At 62.3% G+C, this 13799-nt stretch carries 8 protein-coding genes and 1 tRNA gene; 3 read left to right on the forward strand and 6 right to left on the reverse strand.

Annotated elements, in window-relative coordinates; genetic code table 11:
* Positions 1-439 precede the first annotated feature (439 nt).
* Entirely contained in the window at positions 440-766 is a 327-nt protein-coding gene (locus KO538_RS29735; RefSeq protein WP_219327480.1) for a phage baseplate assembly protein V, read from the forward strand.
* Between the two features lie 963 nt (positions 767-1729).
* Here KO538_RS29735 and KO538_RS03525 read toward each other — a convergent pair.
* The 5 genes from KO538_RS03525 to KO538_RS03545 all read right to left on the reverse strand — a co-directional run bounded on the left by KO538_RS03525 (position 1730) and on the right by KO538_RS03545 (position 8436).
* Positions 1730-1806: transfer RNA gene (locus tag KO538_RS03525), tRNA-Pro, on the reverse strand.
* A gap of 102 nt (positions 1807-1908) precedes the next feature.
* Positions 1909-2523, reverse strand: coding sequence for a TetR/AcrR family transcriptional regulator (locus tag KO538_RS03530; RefSeq protein ID WP_034752166.1), 615 nt, complete (start codon positions 2521-2523; stop codon positions 1909-1911).
* A 68-nt stretch (positions 2524-2591) separates the two neighbouring features.
* Complete coding sequence (adeC, locus tag KO538_RS03535; RefSeq protein WP_219327481.1) at positions 2592-4040, reverse strand: AdeC/AdeK/OprM family multidrug efflux complex outer membrane factor; 1449 nt, start codon at positions 4038-4040, stop codon at positions 2592-2594.
* A gap of 1 nt (position 4041) precedes the next feature.
* Positions 4042-7206 (reverse strand): efflux RND transporter permease subunit, encoded by a 3165-nt coding sequence (locus KO538_RS03540; RefSeq protein WP_219327482.1) that lies wholly within the window; start codon positions 7204-7206, stop codon positions 4042-4044.
* A gap of 15 nt (positions 7207-7221) precedes the next feature.
* Positions 7222-8436: an efflux RND transporter periplasmic adaptor subunit gene (locus KO538_RS03545; protein WP_051991274.1), complete on the reverse strand. Its 1215-nt coding sequence runs from the start codon at positions 8434-8436 to the stop codon at positions 7222-7224.
* Between the two features lie 422 nt (positions 8437-8858).
* Here KO538_RS03545 and KO538_RS03550 point away from each other — a divergent pair, with 422 nt between their 5' ends.
* Both KO538_RS03550 and KO538_RS03555 read left to right on the forward strand, forming a co-directional pair.
* Positions 8859-10364 (forward strand): ATPase domain-containing protein, encoded by a 1506-nt coding sequence (locus tag KO538_RS03550; RefSeq protein WP_051991276.1) that lies wholly within the window; start codon positions 8859-8861, stop codon positions 10362-10364.
* Between the two features lie 7 nt (positions 10365-10371).
* Positions 10372-11907 carry an ATP-binding protein gene (locus tag KO538_RS03555; protein ID WP_219327483.1) on the forward strand — a complete coding sequence of 512 codons (1536 nt, stop codon included), beginning with the start codon at positions 10372-10374 and terminating at the stop codon, positions 11905-11907.
* A 3-nt stretch (positions 11908-11910) separates the two neighbouring features.
* Here the strand turns inward: KO538_RS03555 and KO538_RS03560 are convergent, their stop codons facing one another.
* The gene (locus KO538_RS03560; protein WP_034752172.1) at positions 11911-13797 is read right to left on the reverse strand and encodes an MFS transporter; all 1887 of its coding nucleotides are present in this window, start codon (positions 13795-13797) and stop codon (positions 11911-11913) included.
* Between the last annotated feature and the right edge of the window lie 2 nt (positions 13798-13799).

Raw genomic sequence — 13799 nt, forward strand, 5'->3', positions numbered from 1 at the left:
TGCGTTTGAGGTCGTCGCAAAGACCAACGTTTGTCGCGAATCATGCTCCAACTTACTAAAAGTCGTGTCAATCGTCATCTATGCGATCTTGCCAATAGCATGGGGTTGTCTCTTGGGTGTAGTGATTGGAAAGCATCACCAAAAACGAATACTAGGAATACTGTTGACCAGTGCGCTATTGTCTCTAGTTGTCATGGCAGTATTAACTTGGTTTCTCTACAAGCATCAACACCCATGATTTTCAACCTCGCTAGACATCAACGTTAAGTCAAACCTCAACTGCTCCATGGTCCGCTATAGGGTGCGGAAACGGCCACCCGCCACATCGTCCCCGACTTGGGAAATATAAGTTTATGCCTCACGGACTGCCATAGTCGCTAAGCCGCTTATCAACCGCCCCCGCGTGCATCCGCACGCGGACTTCGGCAACATGCACTGCATGAACGCCGACCTGTCCGAGCTCCTCCGCTTGCTGCAAAACCTGATCCGCTTGGGCACCATTGCCGAGGTCAACGGGGCCAAGGCGCGCGTGCGGCTCGGGCCGACACTCACCACCGAATGGCTGAACTGGGCCACCCGGCGCGCCGGCAGCACGCGCACCTGGTCGACGCCCACCGTGGCTCGCGCCGCTGACGGCGTGGCCATGGCCGTGCAAGGGACGATCAAGGCCAGCGAGGACGTACTGGCCGGCGCCATCAACCTGACCAAGCATGCATGGGCTCGCGCATCCGGCGCCGCCGCTATGACTCCGAAGTGCCCGGGCTGATCGACCAGCCGCTGAACGGCGCCACGCAGTTGCGCATCTACGCGGCTACACCCACTCCGGCCTCGGTTCGATGTGGTACCGTGCGAAGGAGCGAATTGGAATGAACGATGATGTGGTATTGCGTGATATCCGGGCGTTGGCGGCCAAGGATGCGGCCTCGCGCGGCGAGAACCGCAGCGACATTAAAAGCGCATGGTAACCACGTCAGGCAAAACGACGGGTATTTACATCAAGGAAGCGATTGCGGAGGCTTCCGGGGTTCCGATGGCATTGCCCTGGCTCGAGTAAAGCCCGATTTTCACAAATAGCCGCCATCATCTGTCAACGCTGGATGGCTGTTCCCGCACCGTCGCGGACGCTGGAAGCACTTGTTTTTAAGTCTGGATGAGATGCCGGCTGACTTAATTGGCAGCCTAAAGGTGAACAACCGTTATGCGATTACTGAGTAACGAGCCTCAACAATCACGATTGACCGAGTTGCAGGCGCGCCGATTGCCACTCAGGCCAAACAGCCTCTGCAACGATGTCCGGGTAGCCGCGTTTCGCCTCCATTATTTCAGCTTGCGAAACGGGCATCGCCATGCAAACCGCGTTGTCACGGATAGCGATGGCTTCAGGCTCTGTCAATGGCCTGCCCAACGTTTTTTCAGCGTGGAGAAGAACGGTCACAAGCGCAGGGATGAAAACCAAACAGTGACTGTCTTCAGAATCGTGCGTAGGCGAGGGCGGCGGCGCTTGCCGCTTTTTGAACATTCCAAACATTAAATGTAGACAGGCCTAAAAATAATAATCAATCAAATTCTGGCAATGACCGCTTCTGGCAGCCGATCGCAGCCATGAGCATGCAACGCTGCACAAATCATACGTCCTATAAACGGAAAAACCCGGCACCGATATCAGACCAATGTCCAATACACAGTGCCGGGTTTTGATACAGCTTGCGCCGTAAGTCCTTGAATCTAATGGTCGGGGCGAGAAGATTCGAACTTCCGACCCCATGCACCCCATGCATGTACGCTACCAGGCTGCGCTACGCCCCGACGAGGTGGGAATTATAGCAGACGCTTTTAGGTTTTTGCCATGCTTTGCGCATGATTCATATCGAACTGCGCAAACTTTTTTGCATGGCCCGGCCAGGCGCCCTATTCGCTCAGCAGCAGCGCCGTCAGGACGATGCGGAAACCGGCGATCAGCGGTTCGACCTTGACGTCGGGATTGTGCACCACGCGCACGGGCAAGCCCTGGTACATGGCGATCATGGCATTCAAGCGCCCTTCGAGCATCTCTTCGTCGGCCGGCAGGCCGCGCTTGATGCGCGCGTCGCGGATGATCGTCAGGAACAGGGCGCGCGAACGCCGGTCGGCACAATGCAGCATTTCGGCAATGGCGGGATTGCGCGAGGCCTCGGCAAAAATTTCCAGCGGCATCACCCACGTTTTCGGATCAAGGCTTTCCAGCACGTGCTCGCCCGCATTGTCGATCACGGACTGCAACGGGTCTTCGCGCTGCGCCAGATCCTGCATCAGGTTCGACACCCGCTCGGTGTTCTTCATGACGAAGGCGGCGATGATCGCATCCTTGCTGTCAAAATAATTATAGATGTGGCCCGCGCTCATGCCGGCCGCTTTCGATATCTCGGCCATGCTGGCGCCGTGAAAGCCGCGGCGGCTGAAACAGCTTTCGGCCGCATCGAGCACCTGCTTGCGCCGCGTGTTGGCGCGCTCCGGGTCCGGATGCTTCTTTTCAACTTGGTTCATGATTTTCCAGTAGCGCGCCGGCCCTGCCCCTGCGGACAAGGGCAAGGCCGGCGTCGGCGTCCCCGTAGTTATTGGGTGCCGCCAGCCGCCGCGACGGCTGTCTGCTCAGGCTGCCAACCGCCGCCCAGCACCTTGTACAAGGTCACCAGGTTGGTCGATTTGGCCAGGCGCGCCGTGATCAGGCTTTGCTGAGCCGTGTACAGCGCGCGCTGGGCCACCAGGGCGTTCAGATAGGACTCGGCGCCCTGCTTGTAACGCGCATCGTGGATGGTGTAGCTCTTCGTCGACGCCTCGACCAGCGAGACCTGCGACTGCAGGCGCTCGTCGATGGTGCCGCGCTGGGCCAGCGCATCGGACACTTCACGGAAGGCGACCTGGATCGCCTTTTCGTATTGCGCCACGGAGATTTCACGCTGCACCTTGGCGATATCGAGGTTGGCGCGGTTCACGCCGCCATCGAATATCGGCAAGCTGATCTGCGGCAGGAAACTCCACGTGCCGCTGCCGCCCTTGAACAGGCCGGACAGGTTGTCGCTGACCGAACCCGCCGTCGCCGTCAGCGAAATGCGCGGGAAGAAAGCCGCGCGCGCCGCGCCGATGTTGGCGTTGGCCGCGCGCAAGGTGCGCTCGGCCGCCAGCACGTCGGGACGGCGTTGCAGCACGTCCGACGGCAGGCCGGACGGAATGTCCGCCAACGCCGTCACGGCGCCGAACTCGGCTTGCGGCAGCAGGTCGGCCGGCACGGGGCCGCCCACCAGCAGCACCAGCGCGTTCTGGTCGAGCGCCACCTGGCTCGTGTAGACGGCCACGTCGGAACGGGCCGATTCCACGCTGGTCTGGGCATCGTACTTGTCCAGGCCCGACGTGGCGCCCGCACTGAAGCGGCGCACGGCCAGGTCATACGACGACTGCTGGCTCTTCAGGGTGTCCTGCGCCACGCGCAGGCGCTGCTGGTCGGCCACCAGGTTCAGATAGGTGCTGGCCACTTCGGCCACCAGGCTGATCTGCTGTGCACGGCGTGCTTCTTCCGTGCTCAGGTATTGTTCCAGCGCGCTGTCGGACAGGCTGCGCACGCGGCCGAAGAAGTCCAGCTCGTACGCCGACACGCCCAGGTTCGCCGTGTATTGGCGATTGATGGACGCTTCGCCCGTGGCGCTCTGGTTTTTCGAAATGCGCGTGGCCGACTGGCCGCCCGAGGCCGACAGGGTCGGGATCAGGGCGGCGCGTTCGATGCCGTAGGTGGCGCGCGCCTTCTCGATGTTCAGGATCGAGACGCGCAGGTCGCGGTTGTTGGCCAGCGCCAGTTCCAGTACCTGGCGCAAGCGCGCATCGGCAAAGAACTCGCGCCAGGCGACGTCCACCACCGGCTTGGCGTCGGCGGCGGCCGTGTCGGCCTTGTAGGAAGGACCGGTCGGCCACGCCGTGGGCGCCGGCGCTGCCGGACGCTCGTACGTGGGAGCCAGGCTGCAACCGGCCAGCAAGGCCAGTGCCGCCATGGAGAGTAGCGTTTTTTTCATATTAATGCGCATCCTTAGAAAGCGTGACGGCTGGCGAACCAGGCGTCGCCGGCGTGGTCGGCGCGTCCGACTTCGAGAAGAAGCCGCGCACCAGCACGAAGAACACCGGCACGAAGAAGATACCGAGGAACGTTGCCGTCAACATACCGCCCAGCACGCCGATACCGATGGCGTTCTGGCTGCCGGAACCGGCGCCGCTGGAAATGGCCAGTGGCAACACGCCCAGGCCGAAGGCGATCGAGGTCATCAGAATCGGACGCAGACGCAGACGCACCGCATGCAAGGTCGCGTCCAGCAACGACATGCCCGATTCCTGCATTTCCTTGGCGAATTCGACGATCAGAATCGCATTCTTCGCCGACAGGCCCACCACCGTGAGCAAGCCCACCTGGAAGTACACGTCGTTCGACAGGCCGAAGAACCACGTGCCCAGCACGGCACCGATCACGCCCAGCGGCACGACCAGCAGCACGGAGAATGGAATCGACCAGCTTTCATACAGCGCGGCCAGGCACAGGAACACGATCAGCAGCGACAGCGCGTACAGCTGCGGCGTCTGCGAACCGGATTCGCGCTCTTCCAGCGACACGCCGGTCCAGCTCATGCCGATGCCAGGCGGCAGCTTGGCGACCATCTCTTCCATCGCGTTCATGGCGGCGCCCGTGCTCTGGCCCGGCGCCGGCGTACCGAGGATCTCTACCGACGGCAAGCCGTTGTAGCGTTCCAGGCGTGGCGAAGCGTAGATCCACTTGCCCGTGGCGAAGGCCGAGAACGGCACCATCTGGCCAGCGCCATTGCGCACGAACCATTTATTCAAGTCTTCCGGCAGCATGCGCGATTCGGCATTACCTTGCATGAACACTTTCTTCACACGGCCGCGGTCGAGGAAGTCATTCACATACGAACTACCCCAGCCCACGCTCAGCACGCGGTTGATTTCCGAGATCTGCAGGCCCAGCGCGGTAGCTTTCTGCTGGTCGATGTCGATCTTGTACTGCGGCGTATCTTCCTGGCCGTTCGGGCGCACACCGACCATGGCCGGATTTTGCGAGGCCATGCCCAGCAACTGGTTACGCGCCGCCATCAGGGCGTCATGGCCGACACCGCCGATATCCTGCAGCTGCATGTCGAAACCGGTGGCGTTACCCAGTTCCAGCACGGCAGGCGGGGCGAACGTAAACACCATCGCATCCTTGATCTGCAACAGCTTGCCCATGGCGCGGCCGGCCACTGCCGGCGCTTTTTGCGCCACGTCCTTGCGCAGCGACCAGTCTTTCAGGCGCACGAAGGCGATACCCGTATTCTGGCCGTTACCGCCGAAGCTGAAACCTGCCACGGCAAACACGGAAGCGACGTTGTCTTTCTCGCTGTTCATGAAGTGGTCTTCGACCTGCTCGATCACTTTCAGGGTGCGCTCTTGCGTGGCGCCCGTCGGCAATTGAATCTGCGTAAACAGGATGCCCTGGTCTTCTTCCGGCAGGAAGGAGGTCGGCAGGCGCATGAAGACGAATACCAGGCCGGCCAGCAGGATGACGTACAACAGCATCGAGCGGGCGCGGTGGCGGATCATGCTGCCGACCATGCCCTGGTATTTGTTGCTGCTGCTATCGAAGCTGCGGTTGAACCAGCCGAAGAAACCCTTGTTCGTCGCGTGATGGCCTTTTTCGACCGGTTTCAGCAACGTCGCGCACAGGGCTGGCGTAAACACCAGCGCGACGACGACGGACAGCACCATCGACGAGACGATCGTGATCGAGAACTGGCGGTAAATCACGCCTGTCGAACCGCCGAAGAAGGCCATCGGCACGAACACGGCCGACAGCACCATGGCGATACCGACCAGCGCGCCCGTGATCTGCGTCATGGACTTGCGCGTCGCTTCCAGCGGCGACAAGCCCTCTTCGCTCATCACGCGCTCGACGTTTTCCACCACCACGATCGCATCATCGACCAGCAGGCCGATGGCCAGCACCATGGCGAACATGGTCAAGGTATTGATCGAGTAACCGAACGCATTCAGGATGCCGAAGGTACCGAGCAGCACGACCGGCACGGCCATGGTCGGGATCAGGGTGGCGCGGAAGTTTTGCAGGAACAGATACATCACCAGGAATACCAGGATGACGGCTTCGACCAGGGTTTTCACCACTTCTTCGATCGACAGTTTCACGAACGGGGTCGTGTCGAACGCCACCTGGTAGCTCATGCCTTCAGGGAATTGCTTGCTCAGGTTGCCCAGCATGGCTTTCGCCGCGTTAGCCGTATCGAGCGCGTTGGCGCCCGTCGCCAGCTTGATCGCCACGCCGGTCGCCGCATGGCCGTTGTAGCGGGCCACGGTGTTGTAGTTCTCGCGGCCCAGTTCCATGCTGGCCACGTCCTTCAGGTGCACCATGGCGCCCTCGGTGGTGGTTTTCAGCAAGATGGCGCCGAACTGCTCCACCGTTTGCAAGCGGCTTTGCGCCGAGACGGTGGCGTTCAGCTGCTGGCCCTTGACGGACGGCGTGCCGCCCAGTTCACCGGCCGACACTTCCGCATTCTGCGCCTGCACGGCCGTGATCACGTCCGCCGGGGTCAGGTTGAAGCTTTGCAGCTTGGCCGGGTCGAGCCAGATACGCATCGCGTACTGCGAACCGAACAGCGTCACGTCGCCCACGCCCGGTACGCGGCTGAGCGGATCGACGACGTTGGCGGCCACATAGTCGCTCAAGTCGGTCTGGTCCATCTTGCCGTTTTCGGAAATGAAGCCGAACACCATCAGGAAGTTTTTCGTCGCTTTCGAGACGACCAGACCCTGTTGCGTGACAGCTGTCGGCAGCAGCGGCGTGGCCAGCTGCAGCTTGTTCTGTACCTGCACCTGGGCGATGTCGGGATTGGTGCCGCTGGTAAACGTCAGCGTGATGCTGATGCCGCCAGTCGCATCGCTCGACGAAGACATGTAGCGCAAGCCGTCGATACCCTTCATCTTTTGTTCGATGACCTGGGTGACCGCATCTTCCACGGTCTTGGCGGAGGCGCCAGGGTAGGAGCCGCTGATCGAAATCGACGGCGGAGCGATGCTCGGGTACTGCGCGATCGGCAGGCTGAGGATCGAAATCACGCCGGCAAGCATGATGACGATCGCGACCACCCAGGCAAAAATCGGGCGGTCAATGAAAAAACGGGCCATTAATATTCTCCTGAATTAGTGGGCGCTGGCAGCCGATGCTGCGGCAGAAGCGGCAGCGGCGGGCGCAGGAGCGGCTTCGGCCTTGGCCGGTACGGCAACAGCTGGGGCGCCTGGCTTGACTTTTTGCAAGCCTTCCACGATCACGCGGTCGCCTGCGGCCAGGCCGGACGTCACCAGCCAGTTGGTGCCGACGGTGCCGCTGGTGGTCAGCACGCGCTGCTCGACCTTGTTTTCCTTGTTCAGGATCATGGCCGTGGCCTGGCCCTTCTGGTTGCGCGTCACGCCCACTTGCGGCACGGTAATGGCTTTCTCATCGACGCCCGTTTCCAGCTGCGCACGCACGTACATACCTGGCAGCAATTCGCCTTTCGGGTTCGGGAACAGCGCGCGCAGGATCACATTGCCCGTGGTCGGATCAACCGTCACGCCGGAAAACTGCAGCTTGCCCGATTCGCCGTACTTGCTGCCGTCCGGCAGAATCAAATCGACCTTGGCCTGGCCTTCGCCCACTTTTTTCAGCGAACCATCGGCCATCTGGCGCTTCAGGCGCAGCAGGTCGGTGCTCGACTGCGTCACGTCGACATAGATCGGGTCGAGTTGCTGCACGGTCGTCAGCGCCTCGGCCTGGCCGGCCGTCACCAGCGCGCCGGCCGTCACGGTCGAGCGGCTGGTGCGGCCGCTGATCGGCGCCGTCACGGTGCTGTAGCGCAGGTTGATGTTGGCCGATTCCAGCGCCGCAGTGGCGGACTCGACGTCTGCCTTCGCTTGCTCGAACGCAGCGACGGCATCATCGTATTCCTGGCGGCTCACGCCTTCGATGGCGACCAGTTCCTTGTAGCGCGACGCTTTCGGACCGGCCGTCAGCAGATTGGCCTTGGCTTTCGACAGCGCGGCCTTGGCCGAATTGGCGGCCGCCTGGTACGTGGCCGAGTCGATCTGATACAGGGCCGTGCCCGCTTTCACATCGCTACCTTCGACAAACAGGCGCTTCTGGATCAAGCCACCGACTTGCGGGCGCACATCGGCGACCTGGTAGGCATTCGTACGGCCGGGCAATTCGGCGCTCATCGGCAACGCGGCCGGATTAACAGTAAACACGACCACCTGTGGCGCTTGCTGCGCGTGAGGTGCTTCCTGTTTTTTACTGCAGCCGGCCATGATTACAGTGGCGCACAGAACGGCAATAGCGCCGCTCGTACGCGGCGACGTCAGGGAAAAGGTTGGTTGCATCTTGGACTTTCTGAAAAAGAAGCTGGCTAGTGTCGTTAGAAATGACTAAATTTATTAACGCAGATCAAAGAATGAACGATCATTCTAAAATCGTCAAGCATCGTTACAATTGAAACATAGTAACCATCAAGCGGATTAAATTATCAATGAGGCAACAAAGTAAAGACAGCTACAGCAGCGGCGCGCCAGCAAAGTCAGCTACGAAGCTGGCGTACGGTGGCAAAAATGGCAATGCGGAAAAGGTGGATTGAGTGAATACTGTAGCAGGGTCAAGATTTCTTTGCTGAACTGACCAACGCGGACGCAACACCGCCCCACGCGGCAGGCGCGACGGAATAATTATTTACCAATGGTATCGAAAAGACATGCCGCGGCAGACGCGCTACTATATTGGCCACGGCGTGGCGAAGCGGGGTGCGATGATGACGGCACAAGCTCATGGATTGGCGCAACACGATGGCGCGGGCGGCCTGGACGCGCTGCTGTCGACGGGCGTGCCCGGCCTCGACGCCATTCTCACGGGCGGCCTGCTGCCCGAGCGCCTGTATTTGGTCGAAGGCGTGCCCGGCACAGGCAAGACCACCTTGGCGCTGCAGTTTCTGGCCGAAGGGGTGCGCAGCGGCGTGCCCGTGCTGTATATCGCGCTGGCCGAATCCGAGATCGAGCTGCGCGCCGCCGCCCTGTCGCACGGCTGGGACCTGGCCGGCATCGCCATCGAAGAAGTGGCGCCCAGCGACGACATGCTCGACCCCGAGCGCCAGTACACCATCTTCCACCCGTCGGAAATCGAACTGGCCTCGACCAACCAGCGCATCCTGGCCGCCATCGAAAAGCACCGCCCGGCCCGCCTCGTGCTCGATTCGCTGTCCGAACTGCAACTGCTGGCGGAAAACCCGCTGCGCTACCGGCGCCAGGTCGTGGCCCTGAAACAATACATGGCCAGCCGGCACTGCACCACCATGCTGATCGATGACCGTTCCGCGCTCGACGACGGCTTGCAAGTGCGTAGCGTGGCCCACTGCGTGATCTCGCTGGAACTGCAAAACCAGGACTACGGCACTGACCGGCGCCGTGTGCGCGTGGTGAAATACCGGGGCGTGCCGTTTCGCAGCGGCACGCACGACTACAAGATCGCCCATGAGGGCCTGGTCGTCTTTCCGCGCCTGGTGGCGGCCGACACGCGCCGCGATGGCGGCCATCGGCGCCTGTCGAGCGGCGTGCCCGAGCTCGACGCCATGATAGGCGGCGGCCTCGAAGAAGGCATGAGCACGCTCATTTCCGGCCCCGCCGGCAGCGGCAAGTCCACCCTGGCGGCGCAATTCGTGCATGCGGCCACGGAGCGCGGCGAACCGTGCGCCATGTTCCTGTTCGAGGAAGCGCGCAGCAAGCTGCTGACCCGGGCCGACAGCGTGGGCATGCGCCTGCAGGCGGCACTCGACACGGGTTTGCTGAGCGCTCAGCAGATTGATCCGGCCGAGCTGACACCGGGCGAATTCGCCCAGGCCGTGGTCGACGCGGCGCAGCGGGGCGCGAGGGTGATCGTCATCGATAGCCTGAACGGCTACATGCATGCGGTGCCCGATGAACGCTTCCAGAGCACCTACCTGCACGAACTGCTCAATTACCTGAGCCAGCACGGGGTGGCCACCCTGCTCGTCGGCGTGCAGCAAAACATGCTGGGCACCTCGATGACGACGGCGGCCGACGCCAGCTACCTGGCCGACAGCGTCATCATGCTGCGCTACTACGAAACGGAAGGCGAAGTGCGGCAAGCCATTTCCGTCTTCAAGAAGCGCGGCAGCGCGCACGAGCGCAGCATCCGCCGCTTCGACATCAGCCCGCAGGGCGTGCGCATCGGCCCGGCCCTGGCCGGTTTTCACGGCATCCTGTCGGGCTTGCCCACCATCGGCGGCACGCCTTTCCCCTAGGAATGCCATGGAGCTGCGCATCCTGATCTATGCGCCTGCCGGCCAGGATGCCGCCCTGGCCGGCACGGTATTAGCGGGCAGCGCCATCGCCAGCCACGCCTGCCGCTCGCCCGGCGAACTGGCCGAGCAGCTGGCGCTGGGCGCCGGCGGCGTGCTGACGGTGGACGAGGCCTTGCACGCGGGCGTCTACGCCGTGCTCGACACCTATACCCGCCAGCAGCCGGACTGGTCCGACTTGCCGATCACCGTGCTGACGCACGCGCGGCTCGATTCCCTGCCCTTGCGGCAAGCCATTGCCACCCTGGGCAACCTGACCCTGCTGGAACGCCCCGTGCACATCCTGACCCTGATCACCTCGGCCCACGCCATGCTGCGCGCGCGCCAGCGCCAGTACCAGGTGCGCGAGACGCAGCGGCGCAAGGATGAATTCATTGCCAGCCTCGGGCATGAACTGCGCAATCCGCTGGCGCCCATCAAGTCGTCGGTGGCCCTGCTCAAGCACCTGTTTCCCGCATCGGAGCAGGTCGGCAAGGTGAGCGACGTGATCGAGCGCCAGCTGAGGCACCTGACGCGGCTGGTGGATGACTTGCTCGATGTGGCACGCATCACCAGCGGCAAGGTAGTGCTGCAGCGCAAGGAGTTTGAGCTGCAGCAAGTGCTCGAGCATGTCATCGAACTGTGCCAGCCTGCGGCCAGCAGTCGGCACATCGGCCTCACGCTGGAATTGCCGCAGCATGCCGTGACCTTGCACGCCGACTATGCCAGGGTGGTGCAGATCTTTTCCAATATCGTCTCGAATGCCGTGAAGTTCACGCAGGACGGCGGACACATCCACATGACGGCGCGCCTGGCGCAGGGCCAGTTACAGGTGATGGTCGAAGACAATGGCATCGGCATCGACCCGGATACCATCGCGCGCATCTTTTCCATGTTCGAACAGGGGCGCACGGTGGCAGGCCAGATAAAAAGTGGCCTGGGCATCGGATTGAGCCTGGCGCGCCAATTTGCCGAAATGCATGGCGGCAGCATCGAAGCCTACAGCGACGGCCCCGGGCGCGGCAGCCGCTTCATCGTCACCTTGCCGGCCAGCGACGGCGGCGCCCCGGCCGCCATGCCGGCCTCCAGGAACGACGCGCCCGTGAGCACGGGCCAGCCCGTGCAAGTGCTGGTGGTGGACGATAACCGCGACGCGGCCGATTCCCTGCAAAGCCTGTTCCAGCTCGAGGGCTATGCGGCCACGGTCGCGTATGGCGGCGCGCAAGCACTGGCGGCCGTCGAGCTGGCGTGGCCGCAACTGGTCGTGATGGATCTGGGGATGCCGGACATGGATGGCTACGAAGCGGCGCGCCAGATTCGCCAGCGCGCGCAGGGGCGCGACGTGCTGATGATCGCCCTGACGGGCTGGGGCCAGGGTGAAGCCCGCGCACAGACCGAGCAAGCCGGCTTCGACCATCACCTGACGAAACCGGTGGATTTCGACGCCATCGCCGCCCTGCTGGAACAGCACCTGGCGCAGCGGGCGGCCGCTACGCAGACGCAGTAGCGCTTACTTCCACTTGCCGCGCAATTCCTGCACCTTCTGTTGTAGCAACTCCGGCGTGGCAGCCTCGGGCGCCACGGGCACGCCCACTGCCAGCGACAAACGCGAGCGCAAGCCCGCCTTGAAGGCGCGCTCGAACAAATGGCCATTGCGGTGGCTCAACAGATGCCCCCACAAGCCGCGCAGCGCCAGCGGAATCACGGGCACCTTGCTGCGCTCGACGATCTTGGCGATGCCGCCCTTGAATTCGCTGATCTGGCCCGTGCGCGTTAGTTTGCCTTCGGGGAAGATGCATACGAGTTCGCCCTCATGCAGCGCTTGCGCAATATCGATGAAAGCCTTTTCCATCAGGAAAGGATCTTCCTTGGCGGGCGCGATGGGGATCGCCTTGGCCGTGCGGAAAATCCAGCCCATCAGTGGCATCTTGAAGATGCGGTGATCCATGACGAAGCGGATGGGACGGGGGCTGGCCGCCATGATGACGATGGCATCCACATAGCTCACATGGTTGCACACCAGCACGGCCGCCCCTTCCGTGGGAATGCGCTCGCCATCGACCACCTTGACCCTGTGCACGGTCTGGATGAGTATCCACGCCAGGAAGCGCATGAGGAATTCCGGCACCAAGGAAAAGATGTAGGCGGCCACCAGCGCATTCAAAATGGCCGTGACGAGGAACAGTTCGGGGATGGTAAAGCCCTTGCCCAGCAGCACGATGGCCACGCCGGCGGCCGCCACCATGAACAGCGCGTTGAGGATATTCATGCCGGCGATGGTGCGCGAAATGTGTTTCGGGTCGCAGCGCGTCTGGATCAGGGCGAACAGGGGCACGATGAAAAAGCCGCCGAAAACGCCGATCATGACGATGTCGATCAGGATGCGCGGCACACCCGCCTGGCTGACAAACGCCAGCGCATCGACCACTTGCGTATTCGCATACGCATTGCTGGCGAAATACAGGTCGATGCCGAACAGCGACAGGCCAATGGAGCCGAACGGCACCAGGCCGATTTCGATCTTGTGGCCGGACAGGCGCTCGCACAGCAGGGAGCCCGTGCCGATGCCGACGGAAAACACGGTCAGCAGCAGCACGAACACGCTATGGTCGCCATGCAGGAAGTCCTTCGAGTAGACGGGGAACTGGGCCAGGATCAGCGCGCCGTAAAACCAGAACCAGGAGTTGCCCAGCATGGCCAGGAAGACGGGACGGTTCTTGCGCGAAAAGTTCAAGTTGCGGAACGATTCGGCGACAAAATTCAGGCTCACCTTCAAGTCCGGCTCCGGCGCGGGCGTGCGCGGCACGCGGTAGCTGGCGATCAGGCCGAACACGGCCACGGCAATCGTCGCGCCGGCCACCAGTTCCACGCCCAGCGGCTTGTGCACGATCAGCACGGCGCCGAGGATTTCACCCAGCAAGATGCCGACAAACGTGCCCATCTCGATCAGGCCATTGCCGCCGACCAGTTCCTCGGGTTTCAGTTGCTGCGGCAGGTAGGCATACTTGACGGGGCCGAACAGGGTCGAATGTACGCCCATGCCGACGACGGCGGCTACCAGCAGCCACAAGGTGTGCGTCATCCAGCCGGCAGCGGCGACCGCCATGATGGCCAGTTCCATCCATTTCACGAAGCGGGCCAGGCCCGCCTTTTCAAACTTGTCGGCCAACTGGCCCGCCGTGGCCGAAAACACGACGTAGGGCAGGATGAACAGGCCGGGGATCAAATTGGTGATGGTGGACGGGTCGAGCGTGGTCCAGCTCAGCGCATCGTAGGCGAGGATCACCATCAGGGCCGTCTTGAACAGATTGTCGTTGAAGGCGCCAAAGAACTGGGTCCAGAAGAAGGGCCCGAAACGGCGCTGCGACAATAAGGAAAACTGGCTGCTTTGACTCATGG

Origin of the sequence: Janthinobacterium sp. NKUCC08_JDC (assembly GCF_019345575.1) — a bacterium.
GTDB lineage: Bacteria > Pseudomonadota > Gammaproteobacteria > Burkholderiales > Burkholderiaceae_D > Janthinobacterium > Janthinobacterium aestuarii.